Below are 16,790 nucleotides of genomic sequence, written 5' to 3'. Positions count from 1 at the left end.
CTCAGAACTTCAGGCGCCGGTCAATCGTCGTCGAGGCAAAATCGACGGCGATGTTGATGAAGACGAGCACGGTGCTCGCGAAGATCGCGACCGTCTGGATGACAGGGAAGTCGCGCTGGAAGACCGCGTTGATCGTCAAAAGGCCGATACCCGGGAAGCTGAAGATGTATTCGACGACGAAGAGGCCGCCGAGCAGCATGCCGATCATCTGCGCGCCGAAGCTGTTGAGCAGGGGAACGGCTGCGTTGCGCAGCACATGCCGGAAAAGCATGGCCCTTGCGCTGAGACCGCGCACCTGGCCGATCTCGTAGAACGGGTCCTGCACATTCGTCGCAACGGCCACCGAGATAGAACGGATCATTACCGGCGCAAGCTCTATCGCGACGACGATCGCGGGGATGATCACATAGCCTATATGCCGATAACCGATGGCGGGCAGCCAGCCCGTACGGGCCGAGAGCAGGTAGATGAGGACGATGCCGACCCAGACATTGGGCAGCGAGACGAGCAGGGAGGAGAGGTAAAGGGCGACCTTCTGCGGCCAGCCGTTGTTTCTCACCCCCGCCATTATACCGAGCGGTATCGAGACGAGGCAGGCAAGCAGGAAGCCGCAGGCCGCGAGCAGCAGTGTATAGGGCAAGGCCTTCGCGATCAGCTCGATGACCGCGGCCCGCTCGACGGGTGGGGAGCCGGCGGCATCCTGGGAGCCACCTGTGGTGCCGCCCTGCTTACCGCGGATGAAGGAATTGCCGAAGTCACCCTTGGCGATATCGCCGAGATAGCGCAGGAACTGCACCGGGATGGGATCACGCAGCCCGAAGCGTTCGGCTGTCTCCTCCATGGCGCTCGGCGTTGCCATAGGGCCGAGGATGATACGGATCGGATCGCCCGGGGCGATGCGCAGCAGCGCGAAAATGACGAAGGCGACGGCCAGGACGATGAGAACGCCCTGACTGATACGCCGCAAGAAGAATTCCAGTGCAAAAGCCATAGGTGGGTATCCGGCGATACGGGAGCGAGAGCGGGCGATGCGATGCCCGCGCATCGCCCGCAGACGGTCTAGGACAGCGTCGCCTTGGACAGATCGATCGGCCCGTTCGGGTAGAACGTGACGCCGTCGAGTTTCGCACTCATCGCGCGCAGGAAGACCGAGGAGAACAGCGAAATGCTCGGCGCCTTCCCGGCGATGAGCGGCAAGGTCTCTTCCTGCAGGATCTTCAGGCGCTCCTCCGTGGAGGTCGCGCCGTGCTCCTTGTCGAGGGACGCATCGATCTCGGGATCATTGACGCCGTTGATGAGCGCGAACTTCGAGTGGTAGTTCGGCCGCAGAACGAGGTCCGGTTCGGGTGAGCCAGTGATCCAGCCGACGTCGATGATATGGCCCGGACCCTGGCCGTCGGCGCGGCGATAGAGTTGTTCTTCCCAAGCCGCGGGTTCCAGCGTCGTGAGCTTTATCGGGAAGCCCTGCTCCTGCAGCATGGCGGTGATGAGCTCGCCGTATTCGCGGGTCTTCGGATAGAAGCCGACCGACGTGATGTATTCGATTTCGGGCAGGCCCTGCCCATTCGGGAAGCCGGCTTCGGCAAGAAGCGCCTGCGTCTTTTCCGGGTCGTATTCCGGATAGTCCTTCACGTCGGTAAAGCCGAACTTCACCGGTGAGACATGGCAGTTGGACGCCTGGCCAGCTTCGCCGACGACGGCAAGGACCTGTGCTCGGTCGATGGCGTGGCAGACTGCCAGCCGGATGCGTGGGTCGTCGAAGGGCGGCTTGTTGCAACGGAAGTGGAGATACTTGTTCTCGCTGGAAAGTGAGCGGTCCGTCTTGAGGCCCGCCTCCTTGTGGAGGGAGAGATACTGCTCAGGCTCCAGGCGCTCGGTGAGGTGATACTGGCCGTTGAGGAGGCCGAGGACACGGGTATTGGCGTCCGGCACATAGGCCCAGACGATCTCCTCGATCGACGGCTTGCCTTCGTGGAATTTGTCGAAGGCGGCAAATTTGATCTGGTCGCCGACGGTTTCGACATATCTGAACGGGCCGGTGCCGTTCGGCTTCTGCTTGAGCGTGTCGGGATTGGCGACGTCGGCGGCCGACAGGATCGGCAGGAAGCTTGAAACGTACCAGAAGTTGATGGCCGGATAGCCATATTGTTTGGTGTTCAGCCGCACGGTGTAGTCGTCGACGACTTCGACATCCACGCGTCCCGGATACCAGGCGGAGGCGGGACGGTCGGGGTTGGAGGCGTATTCGTAGGTTGCCTTCACGTCTGCTGCGGTGAAGGGCTTGCCATCGTGGAAGGTGACGCCCTGTCGCAGCTTGTATTCCAGCGTGTGCTCGTCGATGACGGACCATTCAGTTGCGAGATCCGGCAGAATCTCACCCGGGTTGGCCTCGCTCATCGGGCATTTGGTCAGGTGGCCGAAGAGGAATCCCTCGGCGGTAATCTGCGGGGCGACCGTGTGCGAGGTCGGGTCCCAGCTGCTCGTTACGGTGCCTGCTGCCGCGAAGATGAGCGAGCCGGATGCGGCCATGGCTCGGCTGGCAATGCTTGGCAACGAAAGCGCGGCGACGCCGAGGGCGGTCGCCTTCATGAATTCACGTCGGTTTATCGTCACGATCAGATTCCCTCTGGTTGGCGAAAAGCACGCAAAGGGGCGCCGGCTCTCGGCCGGAAAGTGTTAATGAAATTGGTGCCCCTCGTGGAAGGCGGATTTCTTTTGGTTCCGCTTGCTTCCGTGATTTTTGTAAACACAATCGCAATTATGTTCAAGTGACTTGAATGTGAATGTGGTGTAATTTCTCTAAGCGACTCCCGACAAGGGAGCGTGGTCGGCAAATCCGCGAGTGGATTTCACGCTCTCAACCGGCATTTGCGGCGTGTTGTGGCGGACAGCGGGCGACACGGCGACGACATAACGGCTCGAAGCACCGCATGTTGACATTCCCCATTTCCCGATCTTATCGTAACGGGACGTCAATCCGGTGACGGGCGGCAAGGTTGCCGCCAGACTTCTGAGCGCAATGTCGCCTCCTGTGCCTCGCATCGTTCCGAGGCTGGGAGGTTTTTTGTTTTCTGGCGGGAGAAAGAAAACAGGCGCATCCGGCGGAACGCGGACGGACGGCACCTCGGCAAGCTGAAGCGATGAGGCGAAAAGACCTCACCAGCGCAAGCCGATCAAAAAAGGGGATCAAATACAGGATGAAACGAGACAATGGGAGCTCTCAACCGAAACCAGCGGACGTCTGCGCCATGGCGCGTCGGAGTGCTGTTCTCCAAGACCGGATTCATGTCGGTCATCGAGGAAACGCAGCTACGCGGCACGCTGATCGCCATCGATGAAATCAACGACCGGGGCGGCGTCAACGGCCGCCGGATCGAGCCGATCGTCTACGATCCGGGCTCGGAAATCCGTTCCTACGGACAATATGCCAAGCGTTTGATGGTCGAGGACGGCGTCAGCACGATCTTTGGCTGCTATACCTCGGCAAGCCGCAAGGCGGTCCTGCCGGTCGTCGAGCGACTGGGCGGCCTTCTTTGGTATCCGACACTTTACGAGGGTTTCGAATTCTCGCCGAACGTGATCTATACCGGTGCGACGCCGAACCAGAATTCCGTGCAGCTTTGCAAGGCGCTGATGAGCCAGTTCGGCAACCGCTTCTTCTTCGTCGGATCGGACTATGTCTATCCGCGCGAATCCAACCGCGTGATGCGGGAACTGGTGCGCAACAATGGCGGCACGGTCGTTGGTGAGCGATACCTGCGTCTCGAGGCTGATCGGAGCGAATTCGTGCCGCTCGTGCGCGAGATCAAACAGGCGCAGCCGGACGTCATCTTTTCCACGGTCGTCGGCGAATCCACCACCTTCCTCTATCAGGCCTATCATGATCTCGGCCTCAACCCGAAAACCGTGCCGATCGCCAGCCTGACCACGACGGAGGCGGAGATCCGCGCAATGGGCTATGACGTTGGCGAAGGGCATTACACGGCGGCGGCGTACTTCCAGGGCATCGAGACGGCGTGCAACAACAGCTTCGTCAACCATTACCAGAAGCGATACGGCGGCGACGAACCGACCAACATGTGCCTCGAAGCATCGTATTTTCAGGTCAACCTTTTCGCGCGGACATTGGAAGAGACCAACTCCCTTGACACCAGGCAGTTGCGAACCTTCGTCATGGGTGCGGAGTTCGAGGCGCCACAGGGAAGTGTGTCGATCAATCCCGTCTGGGGACATGCGGACGTGTGGACCCGCATCGGTCGGGCAAACCGGCAGGGCCAGTTCGACATCGTCTTCCAGTCGCAGACGAGCGTGAAGGCCGATCCCTATCTCATCGGTTATGGTCGTTGTCTGGAGAATTGCTGAATGCAGGGAACAGGAACGCGTCGTCCCGCGCGGGAGGAAAAGATGCCTGAGATGTCGAGGGCCGACTATGGACAGGACCGATGGATCGGCACTCAAAAAACGGAAAGCCGCGCGGCCGCGGAGGAACGCCCGCGGGCGACCGGCCTGCCGGCCGAATTCACTGTCGCCGTCATCGTCGAGCGGGACGACAATGGCGAGTTCCTGATCCGGGAGCTGCAGCGTCAGCGCGTAGCCGTACGGCACATCTGGCCGAAGCCGGCGCAGATACCCTTGCAGTACGACGCGATCTTCTGCCTGCTGTCGGACGATCTTCCCCAGCGCATACCCTGGGTGCCGGGGGAACCGTCCTCGGCGCTTATCCTCGTGGATGACGGCAAGGCGCCGCTCAACCTGAAGCTCGTGCACAACTGCGCGGCGCACGGCATGCTGCATTATCCGGCGACGGCGCGGATGATCCAGTCGGCGCTGATGATGGCGCGTGAGCATTTCCAGTATGAGCGGCGCCTTCGCGGGCGGATCGACAAGCTCGACGAGAATCTGCGCACCATGCGGGTCGTCGAGCGGGCGAAGGCGCTGCTTATCCGCTTGAAAAACCTGAGCGAAGAAGAGGCCTACAACTTCCTGCGCAAGCAGGCGATGGAAAAGCGCGTGACCATCGGTGCCATCGCTGCAGCGGTGATTGACTCGCATGAACTTCTCAGTTAGCATTTTGAAATTGTCCGCGGCAAAGACGCTGCGCACATAAAGGGTGACGAAACCCCGCGGGTTCGCTGAGAGCGGAACGTGGGGTTTTTTGTTTTTCTACATGGCCTGACGCACATCATCCGGTGAAAGCGCGCATCCGCGTTGCATCCGGACCTGCGCAGACGAAAGCGCATCCCCGCGGCGAGGACGCCGCAAACAAATCCAGAGGCGAAGAGGCCCCGAAACGATCTGCCATTCCGGCGGAGCGCTTCGGGGCCTTTGTTTTTTGATGGAGACAGAGGGTGAACAAGAACAGGCGCGAATTTTTGAAAATCGGGGCAGCTGCGGGTACGGCATCGCTGGTCGGCTTCCCCCACATCTGGTCGAAGAACTCCTCGCTGGCCTTTGCGCAGGACGGTGAGATCAAGGTCGGCGTGCTTTTCTCCCTGACAGGCACGACGGCGATCATCGAGGAGTCGCTCAACAAGGCGACGCTGATGGCGATCGAGGAAATCAACGCCAATGGCGGCATCAACGGGCTGAAGATCACGCCTGTTGTGGAAGACCCGGCATCAGATCCGGCGACCTTCGCCGAAAAGGCCCGCAAGCTGGTGCTCAGCGACCGCTGTGTTTCTGTCTTCGGCGCCTATACGTCGGCAAGCCGCAAGGCGGTGCTGCCGGTCTTCGAGAAACAGGAAAACCTGTTCTGGTATCCGACGCTCTACGAGGGGCGCGAGTGCTCCAAGAACGTCATTTATACCGGCGCCGTACCCAACCAGCAGCAGGATGATTTCATCCCTTGGCTCGTCGAGAAGTTCGGCAAGCGCTGGTATCTGATCGGCTCGAACTACATCTATCCGAAGGAAGAGAACAACTACTGCAAAAAGCTGCTTGAGGGGCTTGGCGTGGAGGTGATCGCCGAGGAATATGTGCCGCTCGGCCATTCGGAATTCTCTTCCGTCATCAACAAGTTCCGCTCGGAGAAGCCCAACGTCATCTTCTCGACGGTGGTCGGCGATTCCGTGGTGGCGCTGCATCGGCAGTATCGTGCAGCCGGTCTCGACCCTGCGACCATGCCGATGGCCAGCCTCACCACATCGGAGAACGAAGTCGCGGCCATGGGTGGTGATGCCGCTGCGGGCCACTTCACGTCGGCGCCTTACTTCATGGTCTTCGATTCCCCCGAGAACCAGCGCTTCGTCGAGGCGTATCGTTCCCGCTGGGGCGGCGACAAGGTCACGCATTTTGTGTCGGAAGCCGCCTACTTCCAGGTCCACCTGTTCAAGCAGGCGGTCGCCAAGCTCGCGGCGGGCGACATTGGCCCGCTTACCATCCGCGAGGCTGTGAAGAGCGAGGAATACAAGGCGCCGCAGGGCCTCGTGAAGGTCGAGCCGGAGAACCTACATTGCTGGCTGCGCCCGAAGATCGGGCAATGCAAGGCGGACGGGCAGTTCGAGATCCTGACGCAATCGGCCGACTGGCTCGAGCCCAATCCGTACAGCGCCTATCCCAACCAGAAGTGCACCGCCGAGGGCCTCAAGCAGGTCTGATCCCCCCAAGCAGCCGGTGGCCGTCTTCCGGACGGTCACCGGTCCAACCTGCGGAGAAGGTGCCGATGGACTTCGTCGTTTCGCAAATTCTGACAGGCCTCAGCCTGTCGTCGATCCTGCTTCTCGTGGCTCTCGGGCTCGCGATCATCTATGGGGTAACCGGTGTCATCAACCTCGCCCATGGCGAGTTCGTGATGCTTGGCGCCTATTGCGCCTGGCTGTTGCAGACCGAGTTCGGCTGGAGCCTGATCACGAGTCTCGCCGTGGTATTCGCGGCAATCGCCGCGCTCGGCTGGCTGATCGAGGTCGCGGTGATCCGTCATCTCTACGATAGGCCGCTCGACACGATCCTGGCGACCTGGGGGCTTGGCGTGATGACGCAGCAGATCGTCCGCCTGACTGCCGGCGGTGAGCTGCGCTACGTCCAGATGCCGCCGTCGCTTTCCGGCAGTGTCAGGATCCTCGGCGCGACGGACTCCACCTATCGGCTTTTCGTGCTCGGCGTGGCCCTCGGCCTCTTCGTGCTGACCTGGTGCATCTACCGGTACACGTCCTTCGGCCTCAAGCTTCGCGCCATCACCCAGAACCGCGCCATCGCCTCGAGCTTCGGCATCAATTCCGCCCGTGCCTACAGGCTGACCTTTGCTTATGGAGCCGGCATTGCGGGGCTTGCCGGCGCGCTGATCTCGCCCTTGAAGAGCGTGTCGCCGGAAATGGGAACGACCTATGTCGTCGATGCCTTCATGGTCGTCGTGCTCGGCGGCGTGCAAAGCCTTGTCGGCACTCTTGCGAGTTCCGCCGTGCTCGGCGAGGCCTCCGGGCTTCTCGCCTACTACAGCAACGACACGATCGCCAAGGCGCTCGTCCTCATCGCCATCGTCATCATCATCCGGTTCCGGCCGCAGGGTCTGTTTGCCCTGCGTGTCCGCGCCTGACCGTCCGTTCCAACGAGAGGTTCTGCCTTGTCTGGAAAAGTCTCCCGCCAAATCCTTCTCTACGGCGTCGTCTGCCTGGCGATCCTGCTCGTCCCCCTTTTGGTCGATGATGCCTACCTGCTTAACAAGTATGCGCACTACCTGATCTTCGGCATGCTCGCGGTCGCGCTCAGCCTATCCTGGGGGTACGCCGGCATCCTGAATCTCGGTCAGGCGATGACTTTCGGCATCGGCTCCTACTGCATGGCCATGTTCCTGAAGCTCAAGACCGTGCCGATCCACACCGGCAGCGACGGCCTTCCCGACTTCATGGTCTGGAACAATGTGACGGAGCTGCCGTGGATCTGGGTGCCGTTCCATTCCATGCCTGTCGCGCTGCTTGCCGGTATCCTGGTTCCCGCGCTCTTGGCCGCGCTGCTTGGCTGGTTCATGTTTGGCGGCCGCATTGCCGGTGTTTATGCGGCGATCATCACGCTCGCCGCCATGGTGGTGGTCAACCTCATCATCATCGACCAGCAAAGCTATACCGGTGGATTCAACGGCATCACCGACCTCGCGCAGTTCGATGTTTTCGGCCTGACCTTCGATGCCTATTCCGCCTCGACCTACTATCTCATCGCAACCTGCCTCACCGTCACGCTGTTCCTCGCGCTTGCCGTATCGCGCAGCAAGACCGGTCTCATTCTTCAGGCGGTGCGTGATCAGGAGGAGCGGGTGCGCTTCTTCGGCTACGACGTCGCGCTCTACAAGACCTTCGTCTTCGCGCTGTCGGCCGCCATCGCCGGCCTTGCGGGCATGCTCTACACGATCGTCATGGAGTTCGCCTCGCCGACCTTCCTCGGCGTGCCACTCAGCCTCTCCATCGTGATCTGGGTTGCAGTCGGCGGCCGGCAGAGCCTCATCGGCGCCATGCTGGGCGCGGTGTTCGTGACCGGCGTGCAGGGGGCCTTGTCGGAATCGGAGGCTTTCCTCGAAACCTGGACTCTCGTCATGGGCGGCCTCTTTGTCCTCATCGTGCTGTTCATGCCGAAGGGGTTGGCGGGCGCCTTCGAAGCCCTTGCGCGCCGTTTCCCTAAGACGGAACGCACGGGCGGCGCCCGCCATGCCACCGAACAACCATCCAAATCCCAGCCCCATCTCGGAGGTGCGCTATGACGGCCGCACGCGAACAGCTGCTTGCCCTCAAGCAGGTGACCGTCGCCTTTTCAGGCTTCATCGCGGTCGACCGGCTCGATTTCGAGGTGGCATCGGGCGAACTGCGCTGCCTGATCGGGCCGAACGGTGCCGGCAAGTCCACGACGCTCGACCTCATCTGCGGCAAGTCCCGCATCACTGCCGGTGAAATCGCCTTCCGGGGTGCACCGATACATACCCTAAAGGAGTTCGGCATCGCGCGCGCCGGTATCGGCCGCAAATTCCAGGTGCCGAGCGTCTTCCGCGAGCTGACCGTCCGGGAAAACCTAGAGATCGGCTGCTCGCGCGATCCGGGCGTCTGGCGCAACCTGTTCCGCTTCTCCGGGGGCGCAGACACCGAACGACTGGAACGCCTCGCCGTTCTCGTCGGACTGGAAGATCAGCTGGAAACCCAGGCGGCGCAGCTTTCTCACGGCCAGACGCAATGGCTGGAAATCGCGCTGATCCTCGCCCAGGACCCCGCCCTCATCCTCATGGACGAGCCGACGGCCGGCATGACGGCGCACGAGACAAACATGACCGCCGAGCTCTTCAACCGGTTGCGCGGCAAGCACACCCTGATCGTCGTCGAGCATGACATGGGCTTCGTGCGCGACATCGCCGAGACGATTTCGGTCATGCACCAGGGCAAACTGCTGGCGCAGGGTACCGCCGACGAGATTTCGGAGGATGCAAAGGTCCGCGAGGCCTATCTCGGTTCGGGAGGCATCGGCCATGCTTGAGCTTTCCGACGTCGACGGCTTCTATGGCCGCAGTCGCGCCCTGCAGTCCGTCTCGCTCTCGGTGCGGGAGGGAGAGTTCCTGACGGTGCTTGGCCGAAACGGGGTCGGCAAGACGACACTGCTGCGCACCATCCTCGGCCTGATGTCCCGCTGCACCGGCTCGATCCGGCTCGACGGTGCGGAGATCAATTCTCTGCCCACGCATGCGAGGGCGCGCGCCGGGCTTGGCTATGTGCCGCAGGGGCGCGGAATCCTGCCAAATTTCACCGTGCGCGAAAACCTGCTGCTCGGTACCTTCGCGGCGGAAAAGCCGGCGCGCACCATCCCCGACCATATCTTCGAGCTGTTCCCGATCCTCAAGGAGTTTCTTGGCCGGCGCGGCGGCAATCTTTCCGGCGGCCAGCAGCAGCAGCTCGCCATTGCGCGCGCCCTCCTGTCCGAACCGAAGATCCTGCTCCTCGATGAGCCGACCGAGGGCATCCAGCCCAACATCGTCGAGCAGATCGAGGACGTGCTGATCGACCTCAACCGCAAGCACGGCCTCGCAGTGATCCTCGTTGAACAGAACATCAAATTCGCGCGGCGGGCCTCGCACCGTTTCGCGATCCTCAATCGCGGAAGCGTGGCCCTGTCAGACGACATCGGCGCGCTCAGCGATGACCTCATCCAAAGCCATCTCGTCGTCTAAGGAGACTTGAAATGTACCATGGTGACATCAGCAGCAGCAAAGATACCGTCGGCGTTGCTGTCGTGAACTACAAGATGCCGCGGCTGCACACCAAAACCGAAGTGCTGGAAAATGCCCGCAAGATCGCCGCCATGGTGGAGGGCATGAAGATCGGCCTGCCGGGCATGGATCTGGTCATCTTCCCTGAATATTCGACCCACGGGATCATGTACGATTCCAAGGAGATGTACGAGACCGCCTCGCAGATTCCGGGCGAAGAGACGGCAATCTTCGCCGAGGCCTGCCGCAAGGCCAATGTCTGGGGCGTGTTCTCGCTGACGGGCGAGCGTCACGAGGAGCACCCGCACAAGGCGCCCTACAACACGCTCATCCTCATGAACAACAAGGGCGAGATCGTCCAGAAATACCGCAAGATCATGCCCTGGGTGCCGATCGAAGGCTGGTATCCCGGCGACTGCACCTATGTCTCCGAGGGACCGAAGGGCCTGAAGATCAGCCTCATCATCTGCGACGACGGCAATTATCCGGAAATCTGGCGCGATTGCGCCATGCGCGGCGCCGAACTCATCATCCGCTGCCAGGGCTACATGTATCCGGCCAAGGAGCAGCAGGTGCAGATCTCCAAGTCGATGGCCTGGGCGAACAACGTCTATGTGGCGGTTGCCAATGCCGCCGGCTTCGATGGTGTCTACTCCTACTTCGGCCATTCGGCGATCGTCGGCTTCGACGGGCGCACGCTCGGCGAATGTGGCACAGAGGAAAACGGCATCCAGTATGCCCAGCTCTCGGTCTCGGCCATCCGCGACGCCCGCCGCAACGGCCAATCGCAGAACCACCTCTTCAAGCTTCTGCACCGTGGCTACACCGGCACGATCAATTCCGGTGATGGCGACCGCGGCGTCGCGGCCTGCCCGTACAACTTCTACTCCAAGTGGGTGAACGATCCGGACGGGACGCGCGAGATGGTCGAGGCCATGACCCGCGGCACGGTCGGCACGGACGAATGCCCGATCGACGGCATTCCGCACGCCACCACCCACCGCTGATGCCAATCGGGCCATCCGGTCTCGAAGCCGGGTGGCCCTCTTCAACAAACAGACATGAGGGGAAAAACATGTCTACACACTCTACAGGACCCGGCGATCTGTCGCCGCTCGATGCCGACCATGTGCTCGGCGAGGAATATGAACATTCGCCGGTGCCGCTTTCGGCCCGGCACAGCCTGTTTTCCATGGTGACGGTCTGGGCCGGGTTTCCGGCGATCATCACCGGCTCGATGACTGGGTCGATCCTTGTGCTCGGCATGGGCTTTTCCCGCGCTTTCGTTGCGATGGTTCTCGGGAACCTGATCATGTTCGCCTATGTCGGCGCGCTCGGCCTGTCTGCGACGAGGAGCGGCAGAAACTTCGCGCTGATCGCCTCCGGGGTCTTCGGCACGAAGGGTTATGCGCTCGCCTCCGGCCTGCTTTCCACGCTTCTGCTCGGCTGGTTCGCGGTGCAGACCGGCATTACCGGCGCACTCATCGCCAGCACTTACGATATGAACTACGTCGCCATGACCATCGTGGCAGGCCTGCTCTATATCTGCATCACTTTCATCGGCGTGCGTGGCCTGCATCTGATCGGCCTCGTCTCGGTGCCGCTGTTCTTCGTGCTGGGCCTCTTCGTGGTGATGCATTCGGCCTCGACCACGACCTTCGACGCAATCTGGAACTATGCCGGCAACAACGGCGTCGCCACCATGTCCATGGGGGTCGGGCTGACGGTCGTCATCGCGCTTTTCATCGATGCGGGCACCGTTACGGCCGACTTCAATCGCTGGGCAAAGACCGGCAGCCATTCCCTCATTGCGACATTCTCGGCCTTTCCCGCCTCCAACCTCGTCGCCATGCTGGTCGGCGGGATCCTGACGGCGGCGCTCGCCGTACCCGACGCCAACCCCTTCGGAGCGGACAACATGTTCGGCTACATGAACAAGTTGCAGATCGGTTGGCTGAGCGCGCTCGCTTTCCTGTTCCTCTACATCAATCTCGGCTCGGTCTGCTCGCATTGCCTCTACAACGCTGCAACGGGCTGGTCACGCATCCTCGGCTCCAAGATGCGGCTGCTCGCCGTTGTGCTCGGCATCCTCGGCATCGTGATTGCTGCGGGCAATGTCTGGGCCTTCTTCATCCAGTGGCTTTCGCTGCTTGGCATCGTGGTCCCGCCCATCGGCATGATCCTGCTGGTCGAGGCTTACCTCGTCAGGCGTGGGGATGCAGCCGAGAAGGAATGGCGCTCGATGCCCTTCCTTTCCTGGGCGCTTGGCTCGGCGGTCGGTTTCCTCGTCGAGTTCTATGTCCCGCAACTCTCGACGGCCATCAGCGCCGGCATTGTCGCCGGCATCGCCCACCTTGCGCTCTCCTCGCTCAGGAATCGGCGCGCTGCTGCAGGCGCATCGGTCTGAAACCGGAGGCGCGCTTCGGCGCGCCCCGAACATCCATTTTCAATCAAGGAAACAGAGAATGACGCTCGACTACGAAATCTTCGACCTCGGCGATTTCGCCCTGCAGAATGGTGCGATCCTGCGCGATGCCAAGCTCGCCTACAAGCTTTTCGGCACCCTCAACGCCACCAGGGACAATGCCATCCTCTACCCGACCTGGTATTCAGGCCAGCACTATGACAACGAATGGCTGGTTGGTCGCGGCATGGCGCTCGACCCCGACAAATATTGCATCATCATTCCAAACATGTTCGGCAATGGTCTGTCCTCCTCGCCGAGCAATACGCCGGAGCCGTACAATGCTGCCCGTTTCCCGAAGGTGACGGCCTATGACAATGTCCGCGCCCAGCACCGGCTGGTGACCGAGCATTTCGGGATTTCGCATCTGCGCATGGTGACGGGCTGGTCCATGGGTGGCCTCCAGACATTCCATTGGGGTGCGATGTACCCTGATATGATGGACCTTCTTGCGCCCTTCTGCGGTTCGGCGAAATGCGCGCGTCACAATTTCGTTTTCCTCGAAGGCGTGAAGGCGGCGCTGACGGCAGATGGGGCCTTTCAGGACGGCTGGTACAGTGAAAAGCCGCACAAGGGCTTGCGTGCGGCTGCCCGCGTCTATGCCGGCTGGGGTTTTTCGCAATCTTTCTACCGAGAGGAGCTTGACCTGAAGACACTTGGCTACGCCTCGCTCGAGGATTTTCTCGTCTCCTTCTGGGAAGGCTTCTTTCTGCCAAAGGACCCGAACAACCTGCTGGCGATGCTCTGGACCTGGCAGAACGGCGATATCTCCGCAAACGAGCTTTACAACGGCGACTACAAGGCAGCGCTCGGTGCGATCAAGGCCAAGGCCTATGTCATGCCGGGCGGAACCGACCTCTATTTTCCGCCGGAGGACAGCCAGAACGAGGTCGCGCACATGCCGAACGCGACCTATGTGCCGATTCCTTCCATCTGGGGACATTTTGCCGGGGGGCCGGGGACCAATCCGGTCGATGTCAAGTTCCTGGACGACAAGCTGAAGGAACTGCTGGCGTCCTGAATTCCCCAGCGCCGCGATGGCCGGGAGCATCGCGGCGCCAACTCCATGAGGTCTATCGTGACGAATCTGGATGCCTATCGCATTTCCAGCGAACCATTCTATCGGCCTGTCGAAAGCGAGATCACGCTGTTCGAAGCCGCTCACAAGAGCCGCATGCCCGTCATGCTGAAAGGGCCGACTGGCTGCGGCAAGACGCGCTTCGTCGAGCACATGGCCTGGCGGCTGGGCAAGCCGCTGATCACCGTCTCTTGCCACGAAGACATGACTGCTTCTGATCTTGTGGGGCGTTATCTGCTCGATACGAACGGCACGGTCTGGCACGACGGGCCGCTGACGCTTGCGGTACGCGAAGGGGCAATCTGCTATCTCGACGAGATCGTGGAAGCGCGGCAGGACACGACCGTCGTCATCCATTCCCTGACGGACGATCGTCGCATCCTCCCGCTTGAGAAGAAGAACGAGGTGGTGCGGGCGCATCCGGATTTTCACGTCGTCATTTCCTACAACCCAGGCTATCAGAGCGTCCTCAAGGATCTGAAGGAATCGACCAAGCAGCGCTTCGGTGCGATCGCCTTCGGCTATCCTGCGCCTGCAATCGAGGCACAGATCGTCGCCCGGGAGGCGAACATCGACCCGCGCACGGCAGAGACGCTGGTGCGCATTGCGGAGCGCTCGCGCAACCTCAAGGGACAGGGGCTGGAGGAGGGAGCTTCAACCCGCATGCTCATCAATTCCGGCTTGCTGATCGCCGCCGGCATCGCCATCGAGGCGGCTTGCCAGGTCGCCATTGTCGTGCCGATCACTGACGACCCGGACCTGCGCGAGGCGCTGACCGGCGCGATCGCCGCCTGCATTTGAGGCTGTCATGCAGGAGGCCGCAACCCTGAACGCATTCGAAGGATTTCCACCGGAATGGCGGGAGCGCTGGAGTGCTGCACATGGCCGCATCGATCATGCCGGTTATGGCGATCTCGTCGCGAGCGCCTATCGCCGCGCCGGGCCGAGCCTTGCCATGCATGCCGGCCCGGCCTTCGCGGTAGAGCTCGCATCCGCGATCTCCATGGTTGCGATCCGTTCGGGCAGGCTCGCCGCCAGCCTGGTCCCGCAGGCGGCGCTTCTCGCCGCACGCCGTTTCGACGCGACGGCGATGCGTGCCTGGGCGGCGGCTGTGGAGGATGTTGCCCGCCGTGCGCCGGAGGCAGCCCTGCCGCTCCTGGAAAACACCGGCCGGCTCGTGACGGCGCTGCATGCGGCGGATTTCATTGCCTTCGTCCGCATGGGCCTTCATCTCAGCGGTGGCAACGTGGATCGTCGGCGTGCCTTCTTCGCCTTGGAAAGTGGGGAGGCGATCCGTCTCGTCGAGGGCCGTTCTGCGGATGGCGGGCTTGCTGAATGGCGTCATGGTCTCGGGCTCTACCTCAGCGCCCTCTGGGGCATCGCGCCGCCGATCGCCGAGGCACCGCCGGACGCGCCGGAGCAGATGCGGCGCAGGCCCGGTTTCGGCGGCGGCGGGGTACGGCTGCCGGCCGTCTTTGCCGGCTTCGAGGCAGACGAAGCAAAACTTCTCTACCGCGCTGCCGTTGCTCATATCGGTGCGCATCACCGTTTTACGCGGACAAAGTTCGCTGCCGTAGGCCTGAAACCGCTGCAGATCGCCCTGGTTTCTCTTGTCGAGGATGCGCGCATCGAAACGCTCGCTGCCCGGACGATGCCCGGTCTGGCGTCGCTCTGGCGCCGCTTTCACGTCGCCCGGCCGGACGGCCCGCCAATCGCGATCGCGCTGATGGCGCGTCTGTCGCGAGCGTTGGCGCAGCCTGACTATGCTGATCCGCATGGCTGGGTGGAAAAAGGGCGGACATTGTTCGCTGAGGCCATTGCCGATAATATCGGGGACCAGCAACTCAGCCGGCGGATCGGCGGGCTGCTCGGCAATGACATCGGCCAGATGCGCCTGCAGTTCGATGCCAAGGCCTATATCGTCCAGCCGGCCTATCGTGACGACAGTATGGGGATCTGGGATTTCGATGCGGACGAGAGCCAGGCGCCGATTGAAATCGAGGCCATGCTGGAAGGGGCGCGGATCGAACAGCACGCCGGCGACGACGGACGTCGCGAGGAGGGTGATGACGGCGAGACGGCGACCGGCCGGCTGAGCGAGGCGCGCGACGACGATGGCCTGCTCGTCGCGCGTTATCCCGAGTACGATCACGTGATCGGCCGCTACCGGCCCGACTGGTGCCGCGTGCGCGAGATGCCGGGTCAGATCGGCTCGGCCCGCAGTGCGACGGCTTTGAGCGAGGTACGGTCCGACCTCGTCGACCGGCTCTCGGCGCTCATCAGGGCATCGCGGATCAGCCGCCAGCAGCGCGTTCGTGGCCAGACCGAAGGCGAATTCCTCGACATGGACGCCAGCATTGCGGCGATGATCGCACGCCGTACGGGGGAAGTGCCGGATACCCGCATTTACGGCCGCTACGAACGCCGCTCTCGCGACATGTCCGTGCTCGTGCTGATCGATGCATCGCGTTCTACAGCGGAGAGCGTACACGGTTCGGAAAGCTCCGTACTGGAGATGGAGCGGCTTTCGACGGCGTTGCTCGGCCGGGCGATGTCGGCTGTCGGCGACCCCTTCGCTATCGCCGCGTTCTGCTCCAACGGGCGGGAGGATGTGCGCTATACGCGCATCAAGGATTTTAGCCACTCTCTCGATGGCTTCGCTTTCGCTCGTCTCGCGGGGATCGCAGGAGAATACTCGACCCGTCTCGGTGCTGTCATCCGTCATGCCGCCAATGACCTTCGCCGACAGCGCAGCCACCGCAGGCTGTTGCTCATCGTCACCGATGGCGAACCATCGGATGTCGATGTCGATGATCGGCACTACCTGGTGGAAGACGCGCGCATGGCCGTGCATGAACTTGGCCGGGATGGAATCGATACTTTCTGCGTTGCCCTGGATTCCGAAGCGGAATCCTATGCTTCGCGCATTTTCGGCCCGCGCGGCGCGATATCGATCAATTCGATTGATCGGCTCGATAAACTGCTGCCCGCGGTTTACATGAAACTACGTTCCTAGATTGCTGATTGACCAAGCGAACGTGGCTTAAGATAGCGTCCGTCAAGATTGTGTAATT

Annotated in this window: 14 protein-coding genes; 12 read left to right on the top strand and 2 right to left on the bottom strand. The window is 61.8% G+C overall.

Annotation, left to right across the window (positions count from 1 at the left end; genetic code table 11):
* Position 1: 1 nt before the first annotated feature.
* Both DEM27_RS30615 and DEM27_RS30610 read right to left on the bottom strand, forming a co-directional pair.
* Positions 2–991, bottom strand: coding sequence for an ABC transporter permease (locus DEM27_RS30615; protein ID WP_109462036.1), 990 nt, complete (start codon positions 989–991; stop codon positions 2–4).
* A 68-nt stretch (positions 992–1,059) separates the two neighbouring features.
* A complete protein-coding gene (locus DEM27_RS30610; protein ID WP_205908992.1) occupies positions 1,060–2,589 on the bottom strand; it encodes an ABC transporter substrate-binding protein in 1,530 nt (509 codons plus the stop codon).
* Positions 2,590–3,210: 621 nt separating this feature from the next.
* Here DEM27_RS30610 and DEM27_RS30605 point away from each other — a divergent pair.
* The 12 genes from DEM27_RS30605 (at position 3,211) to DEM27_RS30550 (ending at position 16,732) form a co-directional block, all read left to right on the top strand.
* Positions 3,211–4,362, top strand: a complete 1,152-nt coding sequence (locus tag DEM27_RS30605; protein WP_109462034.1) for a transporter substrate-binding domain-containing protein — start codon at positions 3,211–3,213, stop codon at positions 4,360–4,362.
* Entirely contained in the window at positions 4,363–5,067 is a 705-nt protein-coding gene (locus tag DEM27_RS30600) for an ANTAR domain-containing response regulator (protein WP_109462033.1), read from the top strand.
* A gap of 281 nt (positions 5,068–5,348) precedes the next feature.
* On the top strand, positions 5,349–6,596 hold the full coding sequence (locus DEM27_RS30595) for a transporter substrate-binding domain-containing protein (RefSeq protein WP_109462032.1): 1,248 nt from the start codon (positions 5,349–5,351) through the stop codon (positions 6,594–6,596).
* Between the two features lie 65 nt (positions 6,597–6,661).
* A complete protein-coding gene (gene urtB, locus DEM27_RS30590) occupies positions 6,662–7,531 on the top strand; it encodes an urea ABC transporter permease subunit UrtB (protein ID WP_109462031.1) in 870 nt (289 codons plus the stop codon).
* Positions 7,532–7,558: 27 nt separating this feature from the next.
* Positions 7,559–8,686: an urea ABC transporter permease subunit UrtC gene (gene urtC / locus DEM27_RS30585; RefSeq protein ID WP_109462030.1), complete on the top strand. Its 1,128-nt coding sequence runs from the start codon at positions 7,559–7,561 to the stop codon at positions 8,684–8,686.
* Complete coding sequence (gene urtD / locus DEM27_RS30580) at positions 8,683–9,447, top strand: urea ABC transporter ATP-binding protein UrtD (protein WP_109462029.1); 765 nt, start codon at positions 8,683–8,685, stop codon at positions 9,445–9,447. Before urtC ends, urtD begins: the two co-directional genes overlap by 4 nt.
* Positions 9,440–10,135 carry an urea ABC transporter ATP-binding subunit UrtE gene (urtE, locus tag DEM27_RS30575; protein WP_109462028.1) on the top strand — a complete coding sequence of 232 codons (696 nt, stop codon included), beginning with the start codon at positions 9,440–9,442 and terminating at the stop codon, positions 10,133–10,135. Before urtD ends, urtE begins: the two co-directional genes overlap by 8 nt.
* 11 nt (positions 10,136–10,146) lie before the next feature.
* The gene (locus DEM27_RS30570) at positions 10,147–11,181 is read left to right on the top strand and encodes an aliphatic amidase (RefSeq protein ID WP_109462027.1); all 1,035 of its coding nucleotides are present in this window, start codon (positions 10,147–10,149) and stop codon (positions 11,179–11,181) included.
* Between the two features lie 68 nt (positions 11,182–11,249).
* Positions 11,250–12,581 (top strand): purine-cytosine permease family protein, encoded by a 1,332-nt coding sequence (locus DEM27_RS30565; protein ID WP_109462026.1) that lies wholly within the window; start codon positions 11,250–11,252, stop codon positions 12,579–12,581.
* A gap of 58 nt (positions 12,582–12,639) precedes the next feature.
* On the top strand, positions 12,640–13,659 hold the full coding sequence (locus DEM27_RS30560; protein WP_109462025.1) for an alpha/beta fold hydrolase: 1,020 nt from the start codon (positions 12,640–12,642) through the stop codon (positions 13,657–13,659).
* A 45-nt stretch (positions 13,660–13,704) separates the two neighbouring features.
* On the top strand, positions 13,705–14,517 hold the full coding sequence (locus tag DEM27_RS30555) for a CbbQ/NirQ/NorQ/GpvN family protein (protein WP_109462024.1): 813 nt from the start codon (positions 13,705–13,707) through the stop codon (positions 14,515–14,517).
* Between the two features lie 7 nt (positions 14,518–14,524).
* On the top strand, positions 14,525–16,732 hold the full coding sequence (locus DEM27_RS30550; protein ID WP_109462023.1) for a nitric oxide reductase activation protein NorD: 2,208 nt from the start codon (positions 14,525–14,527) through the stop codon (positions 16,730–16,732).
* Positions 16,733–16,790: the final 58 nt, after the last annotated feature.

It is taken from the genome of Rhizobium album, assembly GCF_003122325.1.
Taxonomy (GTDB): Bacteria; Pseudomonadota; Alphaproteobacteria; order Rhizobiales; family Rhizobiaceae; genus Metarhizobium; species Metarhizobium album.
This window is presented reverse-complemented; position numbering and strand designations above follow the sequence as displayed.

Coding starts and splice junctions, on each gene's coding strand:
- DEM27_RS30615 (WP_109462036.1), bottom strand. CDS start 991: ATGGCTTTTGCACTGGAATTCTTCTTGCGGCGTATCAGTCAGGGCGTT.
- DEM27_RS30610 (WP_205908992.1), bottom strand. CDS start 2,589: ATGAAGGCGACCGCCCTCGGCGTCGCCGCGCTTTCGTTGCCAAGCATT.
- DEM27_RS30605 (WP_109462034.1), top strand. CDS start 3,211: ATGGGAGCTCTCAACCGAAACCAGCGGACGTCTGCGCCATGGCGCGTC.
- DEM27_RS30600 (WP_109462033.1), top strand. CDS start 4,363: ATGCAGGGAACAGGAACGCGTCGTCCCGCGCGGGAGGAAAAGATGCCT.
- urtB (WP_109462031.1), top strand. CDS start 6,662: ATGGACTTCGTCGTTTCGCAAATTCTGACAGGCCTCAGCCTGTCGTCG.
- urtD (WP_109462029.1), top strand. CDS start 8,683: ATGACGGCCGCACGCGAACAGCTGCTTGCCCTCAAGCAGGTGACCGTC.
- urtE (WP_109462028.1), top strand. CDS start 9,440: ATGCTTGAGCTTTCCGACGTCGACGGCTTCTATGGCCGCAGTCGCGCC.
- DEM27_RS30570 (WP_109462027.1), top strand. CDS start 10,147: ATGTACCATGGTGACATCAGCAGCAGCAAAGATACCGTCGGCGTTGCT.
- DEM27_RS30565 (WP_109462026.1), top strand. CDS start 11,250: ATGTCTACACACTCTACAGGACCCGGCGATCTGTCGCCGCTCGATGCC.
- DEM27_RS30560 (WP_109462025.1), top strand. CDS start 12,640: ATGACGCTCGACTACGAAATCTTCGACCTCGGCGATTTCGCCCTGCAG.
- DEM27_RS30555 (WP_109462024.1), top strand. CDS start 13,705: ATGAGGTCTATCGTGACGAATCTGGATGCCTATCGCATTTCCAGCGAA.
- DEM27_RS30550 (WP_109462023.1), top strand. CDS start 14,525: ATGCAGGAGGCCGCAACCCTGAACGCATTCGAAGGATTTCCACCGGAA.